16 protein-coding genes are annotated in these 18,387 nt (G+C 50.2%); 6 read left to right on the top strand and 10 right to left on the bottom strand.

Annotation, left to right across the window (positions count from 1 at the left end; all coding sequences use genetic code 11):
• The first annotated feature begins 93 nt into the window (after positions 1 to 93).
• On the top strand, positions 94 to 1,011 hold the full coding sequence (locus tag MHH48_RS27740; protein ID WP_076324437.1) for a molecular chaperone DnaJ: 918 nt from the start codon (positions 94 to 96) through the stop codon (positions 1,009 to 1,011).
• 82 nt (positions 1,012 to 1,093) lie between these two features.
• Here the strand turns inward: MHH48_RS27740 and MHH48_RS27745 are convergent, their stop codons facing one another.
• The gene (locus tag MHH48_RS27745) at positions 1,094 to 1,984 is read right to left on the bottom strand and encodes a hypothetical protein (protein ID WP_076324438.1); all 891 of its coding nucleotides are present in this window, start codon (positions 1,982 to 1,984) and stop codon (positions 1,094 to 1,096) included.
• Positions 1,985 to 2,157: 173 nt separating this feature from the next.
• Between MHH48_RS27745 and MHH48_RS27750 the strand changes: the two genes are divergently transcribed.
• Positions 2,158 to 3,015 carry a DegV family protein gene (locus MHH48_RS27750; RefSeq protein ID WP_076324439.1) on the top strand — a complete coding sequence of 286 codons (858 nt, stop codon included), beginning with the start codon at positions 2,158 to 2,160 and terminating at the stop codon, positions 3,013 to 3,015.
• A 241-nt stretch (positions 3,016 to 3,256) separates the two neighbouring features.
• On the top strand, positions 3,257 to 3,760 hold the full coding sequence (locus MHH48_RS27755) for a hypothetical protein (RefSeq protein WP_076324440.1): 504 nt from the start codon (positions 3,257 to 3,259) through the stop codon (positions 3,758 to 3,760).
• A 97-nt stretch (positions 3,761 to 3,857) separates the two neighbouring features.
• On the opposite strand, the gene glpX is transcribed toward MHH48_RS27755, so the two are convergent.
• The 4 genes from glpX to MHH48_RS27775 form a co-directional block, all read right to left on the bottom strand.
• Positions 3,858 to 4,835 (bottom strand): class II fructose-bisphosphatase, encoded by a 978-nt coding sequence (glpX, locus tag MHH48_RS27760; protein ID WP_076324441.1) that lies wholly within the window; start codon positions 4,833 to 4,835, stop codon positions 3,858 to 3,860.
• A 42-nt stretch (positions 4,836 to 4,877) separates the two neighbouring features.
• A complete protein-coding gene (locus MHH48_RS27765; RefSeq protein WP_076324442.1) occupies positions 4,878 to 5,684 on the bottom strand; it encodes a pyruvate, water dikinase regulatory protein in 807 nt (268 codons plus the stop codon).
• 13 nt (positions 5,685 to 5,697) lie between these two features.
• Entirely contained in the window at positions 5,698 to 6,360 is a 663-nt protein-coding gene (locus MHH48_RS27770; protein WP_009595798.1) for a helix-turn-helix transcriptional regulator, read from the bottom strand.
• A gap of 209 nt (positions 6,361 to 6,569) precedes the next feature.
• A complete protein-coding gene (locus tag MHH48_RS27775) occupies positions 6,570 to 6,743 on the bottom strand; it encodes a GapA-binding peptide SR1P (RefSeq protein WP_076324443.1) in 174 nt (57 codons plus the stop codon).
• Between the two features lie 327 nt (positions 6,744 to 7,070).
• Between MHH48_RS27775 and MHH48_RS27780 the strand changes: the two genes are divergently transcribed.
• On the top strand, positions 7,071 to 8,045 hold the full coding sequence (locus MHH48_RS27780; protein WP_076324444.1) for a cation diffusion facilitator family transporter: 975 nt from the start codon (positions 7,071 to 7,073) through the stop codon (positions 8,043 to 8,045).
• Between the two features lie 65 nt (positions 8,046 to 8,110).
• Here MHH48_RS27780 and MHH48_RS27785 read toward each other — a convergent pair whose 3' ends face one another.
• Complete coding sequence (locus MHH48_RS27785) at positions 8,111 to 9,907, bottom strand: S9 family peptidase (protein WP_076324445.1); 1,797 nt, start codon at positions 9,905 to 9,907, stop codon at positions 8,111 to 8,113.
• A 286-nt stretch (positions 9,908 to 10,193) separates the two neighbouring features.
• On the opposite strand from MHH48_RS27785, the gene MHH48_RS27790 reads away from it, so the two are divergent.
• A complete protein-coding gene (locus tag MHH48_RS27790; protein ID WP_076324446.1) occupies positions 10,194 to 11,585 on the top strand; it encodes a SpoVR family protein in 1,392 nt (463 codons plus the stop codon).
• Between the two features lie 129 nt (positions 11,586 to 11,714).
• On the opposite strand, the gene MHH48_RS27795 is transcribed toward MHH48_RS27790, so the two are convergent.
• Entirely contained in the window at positions 11,715 to 12,776 is a 1,062-nt protein-coding gene (locus MHH48_RS27795) for a globin-coupled sensor protein (RefSeq protein WP_076324447.1), read from the bottom strand.
• Positions 12,777 to 12,989: 213 nt separating this feature from the next.
• On the bottom strand, positions 12,990 to 14,885 hold the full coding sequence (locus tag MHH48_RS27800; RefSeq protein WP_076324448.1) for a PrkA family serine protein kinase: 1,896 nt from the start codon (positions 14,883 to 14,885) through the stop codon (positions 12,990 to 12,992).
• Between the two features lie 265 nt (positions 14,886 to 15,150).
• Here MHH48_RS27800 and MHH48_RS27805 point away from each other — a divergent pair, with 265 nt between their 5' ends.
• Complete coding sequence (locus MHH48_RS27805; RefSeq protein WP_076324449.1) at positions 15,151 to 15,927, top strand: DUF2161 family putative PD-(D/E)XK-type phosphodiesterase; 777 nt, start codon at positions 15,151 to 15,153, stop codon at positions 15,925 to 15,927.
• Between the two features lie 126 nt (positions 15,928 to 16,053).
• Here the strand turns inward: MHH48_RS27805 and MHH48_RS27810 are convergent, their stop codons facing one another.
• Together MHH48_RS27810 and MHH48_RS27815 are read right to left on the bottom strand one after the other, a co-directional pair.
• A complete protein-coding gene (locus tag MHH48_RS27810; protein ID WP_076324450.1) occupies positions 16,054 to 17,268 on the bottom strand; it encodes a PLP-dependent aminotransferase family protein in 1,215 nt (404 codons plus the stop codon).
• A 110-nt stretch (positions 17,269 to 17,378) separates the two neighbouring features.
• The gene (locus tag MHH48_RS27815; protein ID WP_076324451.1) at positions 17,379 to 18,035 is read right to left on the bottom strand and encodes a response regulator; all 657 of its coding nucleotides are present in this window, start codon (positions 18,033 to 18,035) and stop codon (positions 17,379 to 17,381) included.
• Positions 18,036 to 18,387: the final 352 nt, after the last annotated feature.

Genomic DNA, 18,387 nt, shown 5'->3' on the forward strand with positions numbered 1-18,387 from the left:
TGTCGAAACATCACATAAACGTTTGTAACCTGCAGCCTCTACACTATATACTGGTAAATAGGAAACTCTCACAGTATAGAAGAGGTGACATGAATGGACCAATTGAAAGAAGCCTATGAGCGAATGGGTCTGCCGGAGGATGCAACCAAAGAACAGCTCGACGACCGGTATACGCTGCTCATGCGCCAAACCCGCTCACATCAAAGGCGGGAGCCGGACCGGGCGGAGGAGTTCGAAGCCGAGTTTGCCGAAATCACCAAAGCCTATAAATTCATCCTTGAAGAAGAGAACCGTAAAGCTTTGGAAGAGATGAATCAGAAACGGTACGGCAAATATAAAAGGTTTGCCGGGACAGCGGAGAAAACCGATCATTTCTTCCGTTATTATAAATTTCATGTGCTCGGCGGTATTGCTCTAGTCGGCGTACTCATTTATATCGTGATCAGCATTTTCAACCATCAGGCCGAGAAAGAACGGTTAGCCAATCTGCCCCCGGTTGATCTGGAAGTCATGTTCCTCGGATCTTATATGAATCAGGATGGAGGACAAGACCTCAAACCGATCGAAGACGCGATTCTGGCGCAATTCCCCGATTGGAAACGCGTAACCGTTAACATTAACTATGTACCGCCTCTGGATTCCAACAATCCGCAGGATGCAGCCATGCTGCAAAAGGCACTGCTTGTACTGTCCACCGAGCGCCCGGACCTGTACATTATGGATCAGACTGCCTTTGATTGGGTGGGCAATCAAGGGATGGTACGTCCGCTCGAAGCAGAGGTTGAAGGTGAGCTGAAGGAGCTGCTCACGCCGGAGATGCTGATAAAGGGGAAAAATGAGGAAGACGGTTCGGAGCATGTGTATGCCGTTGATATTATGGGCAGCCCGCTTGGCGAAGAACTGCCTGTCCTTAAGAAAGAAATGTTTGCAGGCATTCGTGAAGGCACGGAACGTGACGCAAATGCATTGCGCTTCATTAAGCAATATTTGGAGACGTCCAAGCAACAATAGATGCTCCCATCCGATATGAACAACAAAAACAGCCTCGCTGCTTAGCCTTATGGCCAAACAGCCGAGGCTGTTTTTATGCGCATTATTGATTAACGATCGAGCTCAAGGATGTAAAGGCATGCGTGGCAAATCCTTCGGAAGGTTCACGGTGAGGGTTATTGACGCGGAAAATATAACCCTGTCCGTCAATCTCATCCACAATGTACATCTGGGTTAGGCTCTCACCTTCGCCTATCATATACACGGACGCATCCTCCATGCCCTTATGCTTCTCATTGTTGCCAGCCTCACGAACTTTACCTGCATCGGCGAGCTCTTTCTCCGCTTCCCGCTTGAGTTCATCCTCGTTATAATCCGAAGGCAGCTTCGTTATCTCGACATAATAATCTGGATCCACATTCATGGTCAGTTTGTTGGTCTTTGCATCAAAGGAAAAGATATCAAATATATACAGCGCGTAGCCATCACCCTTGGCCAGTTTAGCTGTTTTGGTCTCTTTCATGCCCTCCAGCTCAAGTTCAAAATCCTGGGTTGCTGGCAGCTGCGCGTTCTCTGAACCCGTGCCCCCGCCTCCCTCTACCACCGTCAGCTTGGTGAGGATCAGTTGTTTCAATTCCTCTTCGCCCTCAATGGGCCGCTCCCAATACTCATACGAGACGGACTCATCTCCCTGAAGCTTGGATATCACTTGGTCCATACCAACGCCCAGACGGAACGCGGAAGGGCCATCTGCTGTTTCAATTTCAACGGAATTGTTATCAATTTGACCTACATAGGTACCAGTTCCCTGCTTAATCTCGTACTTCGGCTCTTCGACGGGTTCAACCGGTTCCTTGACATTATCCTCTATTGGATTCGGATTAGCCGACGGCTGAGAAGTTGGGTCTTCACCTCCGCATGCCGTTATCGCCATCAGCAGCATTGCAGCGGTCGTTAATGCGATCATTTTGCTCAAATGCCTTCGCTTAGCCATAAAACCACCTCCATCATGATTAACGGGAAACTTATGGAATATGTTGCACAATCATCGCCTTTTTGGCGTATGCTCACAGTACCCGCCTCAAAACGACAAGAGCATTCCCTTTTCCCATCAAACAAGGTATTCTAGTAATACAAGATTCAATTAGTTGATAAAGGGAGATGTTCATGTCTGGTAAAATTAGAATTTTTGCTGACAGTACTTGCGACTTACCACCTTCATGGATAGAAGAATATAATATCGGCATCGTTCCGCTTTACGTCGTATTCGGAGAACAATCCTTGCGCGACGGAGTCGACATTACGCCGGAACAGCTATACGCCAAAGTCGACCAGATCGGCAGCCTGCCCAAAACAGCGGCACCTTCTCCGTCTGACTTCATTTCGGCCTTCACGCCTTCCATTGAACAAGGCGAGGATATCCTGTTCCTCAGCATTTCTTCAGAGCTTTCTTCCACCTATCAAAATGCGTTGATCGCCGCAGGTGAGCTGCCCGAGGGCCGGGTTGCCGTGTTTGATTCACGCAATCTTTCCTCCGGCATCGGACTGCTTGTCATGAAGGCTGTTCACGCGGCCAATGAAGGTTTATCCATACCGCAAATTGTGGAGCTATTAAGCCGTACGGTAAATGAAGTGGAGTGCGAATTCGTTGTCGATACGCTGGATTACTTGTATAAAGGCGGACGCTGTTCCGGCATGCAAAACATCATCGGCAGCCTGCTGAAAATCCGCCCCGTTATCAAAGTCGTGGACGGCGGCATGATCCCCGCTTACAAGGTACGCGGCAAAAAAGAGAAGGCACTGGAGCAGATGATCCAAAATGCGCTGGCTCAAGTGGACAAAATGGACAATGATCTGATTGTTGTTGTACATACCATGGCCGAAGAGGAAGCCCGCTTCCTGCAGAAGCAGCTGCAGGAGAAAACAGGCGCACGGCAGGTTAGCATTTCTACGGCGGGTTGCGTCATTTGCAGCCACTGCGGTCCTCAAACCGTCGGTCTCATGTATACCAAGAAGCCTTCATAGGATTTATTATCCAAAAAAGACAGTCCTGCTTTATAACGCTCTGCTGCAGGACTGTTTTTTCTGTACTCAGGCCTGCCTATCGGGCACTTAGTGCCTTATTAAACGGGCTGCCTATTGGCTAAACATGCCATCCTAGACTAAAGTCTAGGTGAAACATTCCCCGAAGGACCGAGGACATCCCCATCCATAACATGGTATTCTTGGATTAATCAATCTACAAAAGGAAAGGAACGAAGTTTGTATGACGAAACGTACAATCTTAGCACCGCTGCTCATCCTGCTCGGCGCATACTTGCTCTTAAACCAAGGCGGATCGGTAGGCGCCGGTTCCATCTTCGCCACATTCTGGCCTACCCTGTTCGTGATCCCATTAGGCCTGTTTTTTCACTGGATGTACTTCTCGCTGGTTGGACGACAGGGCATCGGACTGTTGATACCGGGCGGCATTCTGCTCACAGCTGGTATTGTCAGCCAAATCGCCTCCTTGTTCGACTCGTGGGGTTCCATGTGGCCCGGCTTTATCCTGGCCGTTGCGGCAGGGCTGTTCGAGTTCTACTGGTTCGGATCGCGTAACAAGTGGCTGCTCATCCCAATTAACATTCTGACCGTATTGTCGCTGCTGTTCTTCGTGGTATTCTCAATCGGACCTGTGCTGAATTACCTGTCCGTTGTACAGCCTGTCATCGCCGTGCTGCTTGTGCTTGGCGGAGCTTGGCTGATGCTCGGACGGAAGAGACACGGTTAAGCATCCGCTGCGCCAAACCGTTAACAACGCATAAAAGCACTCCGAAGGTTGGCTAACCTTTGGAGTGCCTTTATGTTATTGATGCCCTGCGTATGCATCAAGAAGAGGCAGCGGCAGCTAAGGTTTCACTGCTGTGAAACAGATGATGAACGCTGCGGATGTAACGGACGGTTCTCGTGCCGGAGTACATCATGACGGAATGCGTTTCGGCCCGTTGACCTGGCATATACTTCACGCCGCGCAGGAAATCGCCAGCTGTCACGCCGGTAGCCACGAATAATACGCCTTCGCGCCCTACCATATCCTCCATCGTCAGCAGCTGCTCCGGATGTTTCAGCCCCATGTCCTGGCATCTAATAAAATCCTCCGGTGTCTCCGGTATAAGCCGTCCCTGAATTTCTCCGCCCAGGCATTTCAAAGCGGCGGCAGCGAGAACGCCTTCCGGAGCCCCTCCGGAGCCCACATAGAGATCGACTTCACTGTCGGTGCAGGTCTCGATCGCTCCCATGACATCTCCGTGACTCAACAGTTTAATCCTTACCCCGGACTCTCGCAAACCCTTGATCATCGCGCTGTGTCGCTCACGATCGAGAATGGATACCGTCATCTCCGACAGCGGCTTTGATAAGATCTCCGATGCTTTTCGAAGGGTTACCTCAATCGGATCATTCAAACTCAGCTTGCCCGCAAGTTCGGGTCCAACCGCGAGCTTATGCATGTAAATATCGGGTGCATGCAGAAGGGTTCCGCGGGGAGCTGCCGCAATCACGGACAACGCGTTGTTCAGCCCGCTGGCCACCGTTTCCGTTCCTTCGAGCGGATCCACCGCTACGTCCATCTTCGGACCTTTGCGGTTCCCTACGCGCTCTCCAATATACAGCATGGGAGCTTCATCCATCTCGCCTTCCCCTATGACAACGACCCCATCCATCGCTGCGGAATCAAAATGCTTGCGCATGGCAACCGTCGCGGCTTCATCAGCACTGTTCTTGTCACCTCTTCCTGTCCACCGGGCGGATTGCAGCGCCGCTTCCTCCGTCACTCTTACAAGCTCCAATGCTAATGAACTCTCCATGAATGAATCCCTCCTTTTAGCTTTTTTCATTACCGATGCAGCTTATTTCAAATAATTCGTAATCAGTCCTGCGGTTTCCTCAATCGCCTTGTCAGTAACATCGATGACGGGACATCCGAGCTCCGCATACAGCGACAACGCATAATCCAGTTCTTCTTGTATCCGCTCAAGGGATGCATATTGCACCTGGTGCGGCAATCCCATGACCTTTAAGCGCTCGCTGCGGATTTTAAGCAGATGCTTCGGTTCGATCGTAAGTCCGATAATCGTGCCGTCCGTTACTTCTCTAAGCTGTGAAGGGGGCGACATCTCCGGTACGATCGGGAAATTGACCGTTTTGTAGCCTTTATGAGCGAGAAACATCGATAGCGGCGTCTTGGATATTCGGGATACGCCCAGCAATATGATGTCCGCCTTCAAAATGGCGCTAACGTCCTTGCCATCGTCATATTGGACAGCGAATTCCATCGCGTCGACCCTCCGGAAATAGCTGTCGTCCAAGCGATGCAGCAGCCCTGGCAGCCGTTTGGGATAGTCGTTGAACGTATCGGCAAATGCCTGCATCATCGGCCCCATAATATCCACCGTACGAATGTTTAGTCGCACGGCTTCCTCCCGCATTACCTCGCGAAGCTCCGGCTGCACGAGCGTGTAAGCCACAAAGCCTCCGCGCCGCGCCACCTCCTCCATCAATTCGGTCAATTCATCCTCGTCGCGAACGTTCATATAACGTTTAATCTCTGTATTCGGAAGCTCGAACTGGCGTAACGTAGCTTGCACAACCGCTTCAGCCGTCTCCCCAATGGAGTCCGAACAGATTGCTATGAAATGTGTTAATGCCTGATTCATCCGATTCCTCCCATTATTCCTCGGCTACCATATCGAGCAGCATTTTGATAATATTCGTTTTTGTAATCCGACCCACAACCTTCCAGTGTTCCCCCGGATTCCCCGTGGTGGATGGTACAACAACTGGCAGGCTATCGATTTGATGATTGATGATTTTTCGTGCGGCATCCAGCACCGTATCTTCCGGCTGCACGGTTGTCACGTTAGCCCGGCGGGTCATGATCAGGCTTACCGGCATGGAGGATGCCGTTGGGTTGCCAAGCGTTACCTTAAGCAAATCCTTGCGGGACACAATCCCGGCCAGATGGCCGTCGGCATCGGTAACGATCAGATTCCCCACGTTCTCCAGAAACAAGGATACAACGGCTTCATGAATCGTCGTGGTCTCACGCACAATAACCGGAACACCGTGCAGATCGCCAACCTTCATTTTGAGCAGGCGAAACTTCTCCTCCCGGTCGCGCGTACCCCGCTTTCCCAGGAAGTACCCTACCTTTGGCTTGGCATCAATATAATCCAGAACCACCAGTTTGGATAAATCGGTACGAAGGGTGGCTCGGCTGACATTCAGCATCTCCGCAATCTGATCTCCTGTAATCGGTGCATGTTTTTTTACGATATCGACGATATCCTGCTGCCTTGTCGTCAGTTCGATAGTGATCCCTCCTGCGTGCATTTCCTCTACTTGCCGATATAATACGTCATATATAATATATATGCAACATATTTTCGTCCAAAAATACATAATTAGGTATTAATCATTTTTTTGATGCCCATCAAAATAAGTTATAAATCCACTAAAAAAGCATGCTTCAGGAAAGTTTCCTCCCCCCATAAGCATGCTTTGTGTTTGTATTTACTTTTCATCTAACCATTATCAATTGTTTAATCTTGAGGGTCTGTACCTTTGCATTCTCCTTTACCGCAAAATCCATAAATGATCTTCACTCCGTCGGTTGGAATCGTGTCCACCATTTCATCACATCTGGAGCATATAATCAGGCCCCATTCCTCGTTTGCCTTGCCTTTCGCTGCCTCTGGACTTGTTAACGCTTTCACAACATTTCCTCCTTATGTTTTTTCACTTTGCTGCAAGGCTGTTTACGCTTTGTTATCAAGGGGTAACTCGATTCGCCACATCCTGCTAAAGACCAGACCAACCGTTTCGCTAACATACATCCCTTTATTTTCCACTATATTCTTAATGTATTGGGTAAGAAATGAAGATATGAGTAAATTATGATAATGAAACAAAAAACACGTTAAGTAATATTTATGTCATCATGATTCATGTGTGGGGGATAGGGGATACCCTTAATTTGGCATGATATGATAATATATACTTCAGATTTAATGGAAATTGACATTATAGACGGAGGGTTTTGATTGAAGAACACATGGCAGCTCATTAAGAAAGGAAACACCTCATCCGCGATAGCGGCACTGGGCAACACGGGACTGGCCATAATCAAGGGGATTGCGGCGTCTGTTAGCGGCAGCGGCACGATGTTTGCCTCCGCCATGCATTCCGTGGCCGATGCCGTAAACCAGGGGTTTGTATTCGTAGGCAGCGTGCTCGCCGAGCGGAAGCCGACCAAGAAGTTCCCCACCGGATTCGGCAGGGTCATAAATCTGGTTTGCATGGTCGCGGTGATCGTGGTTACCATCATGGCCTACGAAACGATACTGAAAGGTTTCAAGCTGTTAAACCATCCGGAAGAAGCCTCGAATTTCTGGCTTAATTTTATTGTGCTGGCCATTGCCGTTATCATTGACGGTTCCATACTGGTTAAAGCCATGAAAGAGATTATGAAGGAAACCCGTGTTCAAGCATCCGGCCTTGCCCTGCTGCCCGCCGCTTTCAAAAATGCCGGCCGTGCTGCCCCGCCTACACGGCTTGTGTTCTATGAAGACATCGTGGCTACACTCGGCGCCCTCTTTGCTCTGGTTGCCATTATATTCGCATATTTCTTTAATTTCCTCATCCTGGATGGAATCGCCACAATCCTGATCGGCTGTCTGATGGTAGGCGTTGCCTTTAAGGTCGGATATGACAATATGGTCGGCTTAATCGGAGTCGCCGCTCCGAATGAAGTGGAAGAGAAGATCTCCCAGATCATTCTCGGCGATTCGGATGTCCGCGACATCAATCGTCTTCGCATCCTGCAGGAAGGGCGCAACTATCATGTGGAGGCCTACATTGAACTGAAGAAAGGGATGACCCTGGCCGAAGCAGGCCATTCCAAAATGAGAATCAACGCCCTGCTGACCCAGGATCCGAACATCTCGGATGTGACCTTGGGCATCCTGGAGGACGATGGAATCAAGCTCTGGAATCCGAGCGATCCTATAGATAACTAAAAGAGAAAGAGGCATACCTTAGAGTCCAAATGGACCTTGGGTACGCCTCTTTTTTCATACGACTCTTACTGATTGCGCTTCAGGAATTCGACCATCCGGGCATAAGCGATTTTTTCGTTGGCCTTCTTCGTAATGCCATGCCCCTCGTCTTCGAAAACAAGATATTCCACGTCACGGCCCTTCGCCCTCAAAGCTTCGACAATTTGGTCAGACTCCTCTTTGACGACACGCGGATCGTTAGCCCCTTGGATAATCAGCATCGGGTTCACCATATCATCCAGGTACGTAATCGGCGAATCCTTGATAAATCGTTCTTTATCCCGTTCCGGATCGCCTATCCAGCGCTCCATAATCGGCTTCCAGTGCTCGGGTACCGAATGATAGAAGGTAAACAGGTTGCTGACACCGACAATATCAATCGCCGCTTTGAAATACTCCGGATTACGTCCTGCCAGCAGCAGGGTCATATAACCGCCGTAGCTTCCACCCATCACGAAGAGCTTCTCACGGCTCGATATGCCTTGCTCGAACAGCCAATCCATGCCTGCCAAGCAGTCCTTACGCGGTCCCTCGCCCCAATCCTGCTCCACCAATTTCACGAAAGAGCTGCCGTAACCCGTGCTTCCCCGGAAGTTCGGGCAGAAGATATGATACCCTTTGGCCAGGATATACTGGAACATCGAACGGAACTGCTTGCGTTCCGAGGCTTGCGGGCCGCCATGCGGCCAAAATACCGTATAACCGTTCGCCACGTGGTCTTTGGCACGGAACAGGAGGGCTTCGATCTCCATGCCGTCAAAAGAGGGATACGTTACGACCTCAGGCGTCACCATGTCCTCGTCGGTTAATCCGGTCAGGACATTCTTCGTGATCATGCTCCATGCGCCATTCGCATACCGGTAAATGTTAAGCGGCTTCACGGCTCCGCGGGCCAGCAGGTACAGATTGCCGGATTTCGTCACGTTCAGCTGCTCCACGATGTCCGATGGAAGAGGAATGACGGTTAGCTCACCACTGTCTAGCGAATAGGCATACAGTCGATCCTCCACCCCTTTTTCCGTGACGATGTAAAGCGTCCGTGAATCCTTATGATAGCGCAAGAGCTGGATGCTCTCCCGGTCGATGCGGCACAGGGGTTTAAACTTCTGCTGAGGAATGTCGTAAGTGGCTACATATGAAAATTCCGATTCGTAATCCGTTGCAAAAATGACCTGGTCATTGCTAGCGAACAGCACATCGCCTGAAATATGCACCTGGTCAGGGGAAGGCGTCAAGCACAACGGCTCTTGGCCTACACGCTTCACGTAACTGACATAGTAGGTGTTGGCATACATTTGGGTATACGCGATGGTTTTCTCGTCAGGACTGACAGCACACATTTCGGTTGACGTAACCTGGCCTTCAAGCAGCAGTTGATCCTCTTTGGTATCCAGATGGTATACACGCGAGTTCAGAAAGGATGGATTGTCTTTCGACGTAACGTAATATAAGCGCTTGCCGTCCTCTGACAGATGAACGAAATAATGTTTGTCATCCGCATCAGCCCCTTCGAACAAAGGCATCGGTTCGCCACCATTCCAAGGCAGCGCATGAAACTGATAATTCTCATTCCCGTCACGGTCAAACGCCGTTAAGATATGTCGCCCTTCCGGGTCCAGCTTGATAAAGCTTGCGATCTGATCATTGTATGTAAGCGGATAAGGGTAGGACGTCTCTCCTTCTAACTCCATGGCCCATAAATTAAACTTTCCGTTCAGGCTGCTGCTGAACACGAGCCGTGACTCGTCTGCGCTGATTCCGAAGGTACGAATGCCATACGTTTGAAAAAATTGCTCCACATCGGGTTTAGGAAATTCGATCATTCATTTGCCTCCCTGACCTCATTTTATTATCCATCGGTTAATAAATGGAGAAGTTTGCCAACCACTGGATTAATCCCATTATAACGCAAAGCTTTCTAAGGGGCATCATTACATAGCCTGGCAGATTGCTACGACTGTGGATCGAGATGAGGCACTTTTTGACCTAAGGCTAGCCTGTGCGTTTGCCATCATCCGTTCACGGATTCCCTCTTCAGCCCGCATATCTGCACCAAGATTCCATATAAATGATAAGAACCATGTTTTTAATAACGAAGGGGGGATTCTCGTGCACCAAGACGAGATCGCGGAACTGGAACGTTCCATTGCGGAGATTACCGAGATCGCTACAGGCTTTGGCCTTGATTTTTACCCTATGCGATATGAGATCTGCCCGGCAGACATCATATACACCTTCGGTGCCTACGGCATGCCAACCCGGTTCAGCCACTGGAGCTTCGGAAAAACCTTTAATAAAATGAAGATGCAGTACGACTTCGGCCTTAGCAAAATCTACGAGCTCGTGATCAACTCCAATCCGTGTTATGCGTTTCTCCTGGACGGCAACTCCCTGATTCAGAATAAACTCATAGTCGCCCATGTCCTTGCACACTGCGATTTCTTTAAAAACAACGCCCGCTTCTCCGTCTCCAACCGTAATATGGTCGAGAGCATGTCGGCTACAGCCGAGCGCATCTCCCGTTATGAGATCGAACATGGCACGGAGGCGGTTGAGCAGTTTATTGACGCCGTGCTAGCGATTCAAGAGCATGTGGATCCCCATATCATAAGACCGGATAAACTTGATAAGCAGCGGTACACCGCACGGCGGATGCAGGCGCAGAAGGAGGAAGCCAAGCGGCAGAAGCCTCCCGGCCGGTACGACGATTTATGGGATATGGACGAAGACGGTGAAGATAAAGCCGACAAATTGCCGGCGTCACCCAAACGCTTCCCGCCCGAGCCGGAGAAAGACATCATGTGGTTCATTCAGGAGCACTCCGACATTCTGGAGGATTGGCAGCGAGACATTATGAGCATGCTGCGGGAGGAGATGCTGTACTTCTGGCCGCAGATGGAAACCAAAATCATGAACGAGGGCTGGGCTTCGTACTGGCACCAGCGCATTCTGCGGGAGATGGACCTAACCAGCGAGGAAACGGTGGAATTCGCCAAGCTTAACGCCTCGGTCGTACAGCCGTCGCGCCACAGCCTGAACCCCTACTACCTTGGACTGAAGATCTTCGAGGATATCGAACGCCGCTGGGATCGGGAGAAGATGTTTGATGTCCGCGAATACGACTCCGATATCTCTTTCCTGCGCAATTATTTGACAAAGGAATTGGTGGAGGATCTGGACCTGTATGTCTTTGAGAAAAAAGGTCCAGAGTGGAAAATCACCGACAAGGCGTGGGAACATATCCGCGACCAACTGGTCGTCTCCCGCGTAAACGGCGGCTCCCCGTTTCTCGTGGTGACCGATGGCGATCATCTCCGCTCCGGCGAGCTGATGATCAAGCATCTGTACGAAGGTATTGAGCTTGACCTGAAGTATATGGAACGCACCATTCCCTATGTTTACCGGCTCTGGGGCAAACCCGTGCATCTGCACAGCATGATCGAGGGCAAACCGATCCTGTTCTCCTACGACGGCAAGAAGCTCCATCGGCGATTTATTTAACAACGCAATGCTTGAAGGACAATATGGCGCCATATAACAAACAGCACCCGCACATGAGGGAATTCTCCTCAACGCGGGTGCTGCTGTTGTTTACAGATATCCTTAATCTATTCGCTTCTTAGGTCCCTGTTATACGCTTACCTTCTCGGATACGGTTCCCTCTTGGACATCGTGCTTCTGAACATCATATTCATGTTGAAGCGATTCCAAGTCATCGGCCAGCTTTTCCATCATTTTCACAAAAGCAGCCAATTCCTGCGAGCTTGCCGCCTGATTACGTGCGTTCATGGACGTTTTTTCCGATTCCTGCTCCACAAGACCCAGCTTGCGAATAATGCCGCTAACCTTGTCCTGAATCTCATCCATCGCCTTCTTGGAGTTGGTGGCCAGCTTTCGGACTTCCCCGGCAACCACCTCGAAGCCTCTGCCTAATTCCCCGGCATGAGCAGCCTCAATTGCCGCATTCAGACCGAGCAAGTGGCTCTGATCCGAGATTTCCCTGATCAAGCTGCCCATCTGCTCAATATGCAGAATTTCCTCGCCCAGCTCGGAAGTCAGAGTATGCGCTTTATCCTGTGCCTCTGCTGTTTTGATTGCATTGTCAGCCATTAACGCCGCGCTTTGATCCAGCTCCACGATCATGGCAGTCAATTCTTGAACCGCATTTGTAATCGCTTCCAACATTCTTTGTTGATCCGATACCAAATTGCTGATTTTCTCTTTCTCTTTCATTTCGTAAGCTTCCAGGACGAGCTGGGAGTCTAAATTAAACATCTTGCTCAGCGCATGCACCACTTGGATCCACTGATCCGGTACGATTTGCTTCAGTAAATCGGTGGCGATGTCCAGATAAACCATGTAACTTCCAAGGTAATAGTCTGTTTTCAGGCCGATTCTGGAGTGAACTTGTCCGATCTTAATCCGTTCGGCAATATAAGCATCATCCACTCTCCCTGCCGCAAGTGACATCCAATATACCCGCTGAGTCTCCTTAAGCCGTTCCACGGTCGAGGTACGCTCGATAATCTGCATCAGCTGCGGCTGCGTCCCGATCTGCGCGTAAAACCGGTTAACGACCTCTTCAACCACCTTCGCAAACACATCACGATGTTTAGCCAGCAGTTCCAACCCTTGTTCATCCAATCCGATATACTCCAACTGTTGGCGTCTTTTCGGGGAAACATCAATCATTTCGAAAAATCCACTCCTAAATAACGTGATCCATCTCACAGGTTCAAGTACTTAGGGTCCATTATAGACTATATTTACCACCTAGACATAATGCCAAAGTCCTAATTATGTGTATATTTGCACCTCCTAACCGGGCTATTTCATCCCGAAGCATGAGAAACCACCCTAACTTCTTGGGTGGCTCCTCATAGCATTCCATTATTCTATCCGGTATTACCGATTCAATAGACTGCCCACATAACGCAGGAGCTCGTTCGCACATACCGGGCAATACCCATGCTCCTCGATCAGTCTGGAGCTAACCTCGTTGATCCGTTTCAACTGCACGGCATCCGGCGTTTTGGTCGAGGTTGTAATCTTGACGATATCCTTCAGGTCAGTGAACAGCTTCTTCTCAATCGCCTCGCGCAGGCGCTCATGATTGTGATACTCGAACTTTTTACCCTTCCGGGAATAAGCCGAGATGCGAATCATGATCTCTTCCCGAAAAGCCTTCTTCGCGTTTTCCGAGACGCCGATCTGCTCCTCGATCGAACGCATCAATCTTTCGTCCGGATCCATCTCTTCATCCGTTAACGGATCGCGAATTTTCGTCCAGTTGCAGAATGCTTCGATGTTATCCAAATAATTCTCGAACAGCGTCTTGGCAGACTCCTCGAAGGAATACACAAAGGCCTTCTGGACTTCCTTCTTCGCCAGATCATCATACTCCTTGCGTGCGGCGGCAATAAAATTCAGATAGCGCTCCCGCTCCTCCTTGGCAATCGAAGCATGCTGATCCAGCCCATCCTTGATCGCCCGCAGCATATCCAGCGCGTTAATGCACTGAAGATCCTGCTTAATCAAAGCACTGGATATCCGGTTAATGACATATCGCGGATCAATCCCGGACATGCCTTCTTCCAAATATTCATTCTGCATCTCTTTCAGGTCCGCTTCTTTATACCCTTCGACTTCCACCCCATCGTACATCCGCATCTTCTTGATCAGATCCATCCCTTGCTTCTTCGTTTCCTTCAGACGCGTCAAAACGGAGAATATCGCGGCAGAACGAAGCGCGTGCGGCGCGATGTGAATATGCTTCATATCGCTTTGGCCGATCAGCTTCGAGTAGATCTTCTCCTCGTCGCTAACTCTCAGGTTATACGGAATCGGCATGACAATCATCCGCGATTGCAGCGCCTCATTTTTCTTATTCGCGATAAATGCTTTATACTCGGATTCGTTGGTGTGGGCCACAATCAGCTCATCGGCGCTAATTAGCGCAAACCGGCCCGCTTTAAAGTTCCCTTCCTGGGTCAGGGAGAGCAAATTCCACAGAAATTTCTCGTCGCATTTCAGCATCTCCTGGAATTCCATCAAACCGCGGTTCGCTTTGTTTAACTCGCCGTCAAAGCGATAGGCCCGCGGATCCGATTCCGAGCCGTATTCCGTGATGGTGGAGAAATCGATGCTGCCGGTTAAATCGGCAATATCCTGCGACTTGGGATCGGACGGGCTGAATGTGCCGATGCCGACGCGGTTCTCCTCGGAGATTAACACCCGCTCGACTTCAACCTGTTCGATATCTCCGCCGTATTCGGTCTTGAGGCGAAGTTGGCAGGCCGGGCACAAATTGCCCTCGATCCGGACGCCAAGCTCCTTCTCGATTTCGGGTCTTAGCTCCAGTGGAATCAGATGCAGCGGCTCCTCCTGCATCGGGCAGCCGGATATCGCATATATAGCCCCCCGATCGGTACGGGAATGCTTCTCCAGGCCGCGCTTCAGCAGCGTGACCAGCGTGGATTTCCCGCCGCTGACGGGCCCCATAAGCAGCAGTATGCGTTTGCGTACATCCAGTCTGCGGGCCGCGGAATGGAAGTATTCCTCAACGAGTTTCTCAACAGCTCGGTCGAGACCGAAGATTTCCTGTTCAAAAAACTTATATTTTTTCTGACCCCCGCTCTCTTCGAAACCGTAGGATTCGATCATGTCATATACACGGGCATGTGCCGTCATGGCTGGAGAGGGATCCTTCTTAAGTATTTCAATGTATTCCCTGAATGTGCCGCTCCACGCCAAACGGTCGCCTTCTGCCCGATATGATGCTATGCGTTCGAAAATATCCATTTCGCTACCTCCTATGAGTCTGTTTATGGGGATTGGCTTCCATTCCACAGCGTCATTAGAAAACATTCCATTTTCGAAAAAGTGTATTACATACCTATGCGACTTGCTTGGAATAGTTGACCTTATTTTCGAAGTCATGCGCATGCAATTTATCTAACCACCGGTCCATTCTACACTCGGGTACGCCACGCGAGCCGTCCCCATGCTATACTGAAATTACATTAACTTGACATTAAAGCATCTTTCGAATAAAAGGAGAGTCATCATGGCGATAAAGCATGAAGCCGAGCTGTACGCTCCCCTGAAGGCCTTTTTTGAATTGAACGGATATGAAGTGAAAGGCGAGGTACGCAATTGCGATCTGGTCGGTATGAAAGAGGGCGCCGATGAACCGCTGATCGTGGAGCTGAAAAAAACATTCAATCTGGCCCTTCTGCTCCAAGGCATCGAGCGGTTGAAGCTGACTCCTTACGTTTACCTGGCCGTCGAGAAGAGCCGGGCGAAGAAAGGAGCGGTCAATCAGCGCTGGGCGGATCTGACGGGGCTTTGCGGACGATTGGGATTGGGACTCATTACGGTCACCTTCTACAAAACCAAAGCGCCCTTCGTCGAGGTGCTCTGTGAGCCGGAAATGGCGGTACAGAAGGGAAGGACAGCCATCAGGCGCAAGGAACGCCTGTTGTATGAATTCCGTGAGCGCAGCGGCGATTACAATACAGGTGGGGTAACGAGAGCCAAGCTGGTTACCGCTTATCGCGAGAAGACGCTGCGCGTGGCTGCTGCCATGAATGCGGCGGAAGTGGAGCAGCAGAGCTCGCGTGAATCTCAGGAGTGGCATGAGCTTCAAGAAGGAACTGCCCCTGCGATACTGCCTGGTATTTCTCCCGCAGCTGTGCGGGATCGAAGCGGCGTTGGATCAGCGGCTGACATTCTGCAACGCAATTACTACGGCTGGTTCCGTCGGGTGAGCCGCGGACGCTACGTGCTCACACCAGCAGGCGTACAGGCCTTGGCAGACTATGCTACCGTATTGAAATCATAAATTCTGGATGCAGACCTTATATTCACCCATGAAAAAAAGCTGCTGATTCTCTTCCGAACCTGAAATCAGGCTCCATCAGCAGCTTTGTTATGTTATACACGATTCGTAAAAAGAAACCTTCCATGTCTAATTCCGGGCTGTAAATTCCATTACGGCCTCGCTGATGAGATTCATACCGAGCAGCAGCTCATCCCGCCCCGGATGCGTAAAATTCAGCCGGATACACTCACGGGTATGATCAGCTGCCGAGCACATCGAGCCTGGCAGGAAAGCCGCTCCTTTTAATAGAGTAGCTCTTAGGAGCGCATCCCCATTCAATCCCGGAGGTAGCCGTACCCAGAGAAACATCCCCCCGGGAGGCACTGCATACTTCGAATCCTTCCACGCGCTGCGTTTCAGCAGTTCCACCATCAGCTTGAGCCTCGTTGCGTATTCCCGATTAAGCATGCCGATATGATCTTCCAGCTTAAAATGCTTCGATTCCAGCAGATGGTGCAGCATCCGCTGGTTCAGCATGCTGGATTGCCAGTCGGCCATCTGCTTCACGGCCGTCATCATCTCAATCAAGCGCCGGTTCCCGGCAGCCCATCCCGTACGCAGCGCTGGCGCAACGGTTTTACTGAACGAGCCCACATACAGAACATGTCCTCCCTGCGGCTCCTCAAGTGAGAAGATGGAAGGAATTCGGGGCTTCGGATTCTTGGGATCCGCAAAATAAAGATCACCGTAAGAATCATCCTCCACAATAAGAAGTCCGTGTGAGATACACAGCTCCAGCACCTGCTTACGCCGTTCCAAACTCCACATCACGCCTGTTGGATTGGTAAAATTGGGCGCAGCCATAAGCAGCTTCGGCTTGTGCTGCCGAATCATGGTCTCCAGGTGCTCCGGCAGCATCCCGTCTTGATCTCCCTCCACAGGCACGATGACGGCACCTTGGAGGCGCAGCACCTGAAGCAGTCCTGGTGAGGTTGGATTCTCCACCAGTACCGGGTCGCCCGGGTCCACATACACCCTGACCAGCAAATCGATGGCCTGCTGGGTGCCCGTTGTCAGCAAAATATGCTGAGGCAGGACACTCAGGCCTTTACGGCGGGAAAAGTCCTCGCTCAGCCACTCGCGCAGCGGTCCATACCCTTCTGCCTCACCGTACTGCAAGGCGAGTGGGTCCTCGGAGAGCACAGATGTCGCCGCTTCTGCCAGTGAATGCAAAGGAAACAATTCTTCAGCCGGCAGCTCTTCTGCCAAGGAAATAAAAGAATCCCGCTTCGCAAGTTCCCTGATATCGCGCAGCGGGGATGACAAAAGGGTCTGTGCACGGGAAGCAAAGGAAAACTGCATGGAAGTCCCTCCTCTAACCGTTATCAAAACCTCGGTTTTGTATTCAGGAGCCTCTTTACAACCTCTAAAAGGTATTCCTGATATTTATATATTATAACCTTAATCCTGCATTAGGCATAAATTTGCCGGCCTTGGCGGGTGTAGAGGGCATATTTCTCGATCGCCTGCGCACGAGTGGATACCCCCAGCTTCACATAGATTTTGCGGAGGTAATTGTCAATTGAGCGGCGGCTTACCTGAATTTCCATGGCGATTTTGTCGTATGTAATGCCCTGGACGATCCGTTCCATTATAAAAGCCTCCGTCTCGGAGAGCTGGAGTCCGCCTTCATTCATTGCAGAGGCCGTTAACGGCCAGATGCCTTGCCTTACCCAGTCGAGCGGCAGCGAGGCAACGCCTTCCCGGAGTCCTGTAATCATATGTATGAGCTGAAAGGTGGATGCCTGTTTGGACAATAGGCCGCTTGCACCGCGGCTGATCAAGGATTGCAGCAACGGAAGGCCATCATTGTCGGTCATAATGACGACATGGGTCTTAGGGGACAGCTGTTTCATCTGCTCCAATACGGCTTCCGAGGTATGTTCCGACAAATGATAATCCAATAGTACCAAGTCAGGAAGCAAATCCCCGACCATTCGAAGCCCTTCTGAATCCGAGGATGTCATTCCCTCAACGAGCAGATCCTGCTGCTCTTCCAAAATCAATTTTGTTCCCAGCATGCTTGTAGGTTGACTGCCGACGATAACTACCCGCCAAACCTGATTCATTTTCTAATAGACCTCCTGTATCAGCAAACTTGAATCTCTAGTATCTCTATTAAGTAAGCGCCGTCAATTTCTTACATATCCGGTATTGCGAATCTCCGTTGTTTGCAGATATGGGTAGACGCAATTCGGAGCTGTCATTCGTGTAGAAATAAGGTTAATTAATCCTATAGGCGCAGGGCCTTTGACGGTATGCATGGCGAATGTCTTATATGTATCCTGTTTGATAATCAAATCTATACAGATTGTATCCCACTCTATCTTTCTAGGCAATCTATTTTTCATAAAAACAAGTGCTATTAGTTCGTCTTTGCGAAAGTAATCCTGACATGTTAGAATGAAATTTGGAAAAAAT

This window comes from Paenibacillus sp. FSL F4-0100 (genome assembly GCF_037993005.1).
GTDB lineage: Bacteria > Bacillota > Bacilli > Paenibacillales > Paenibacillaceae > Paenibacillus_AQ.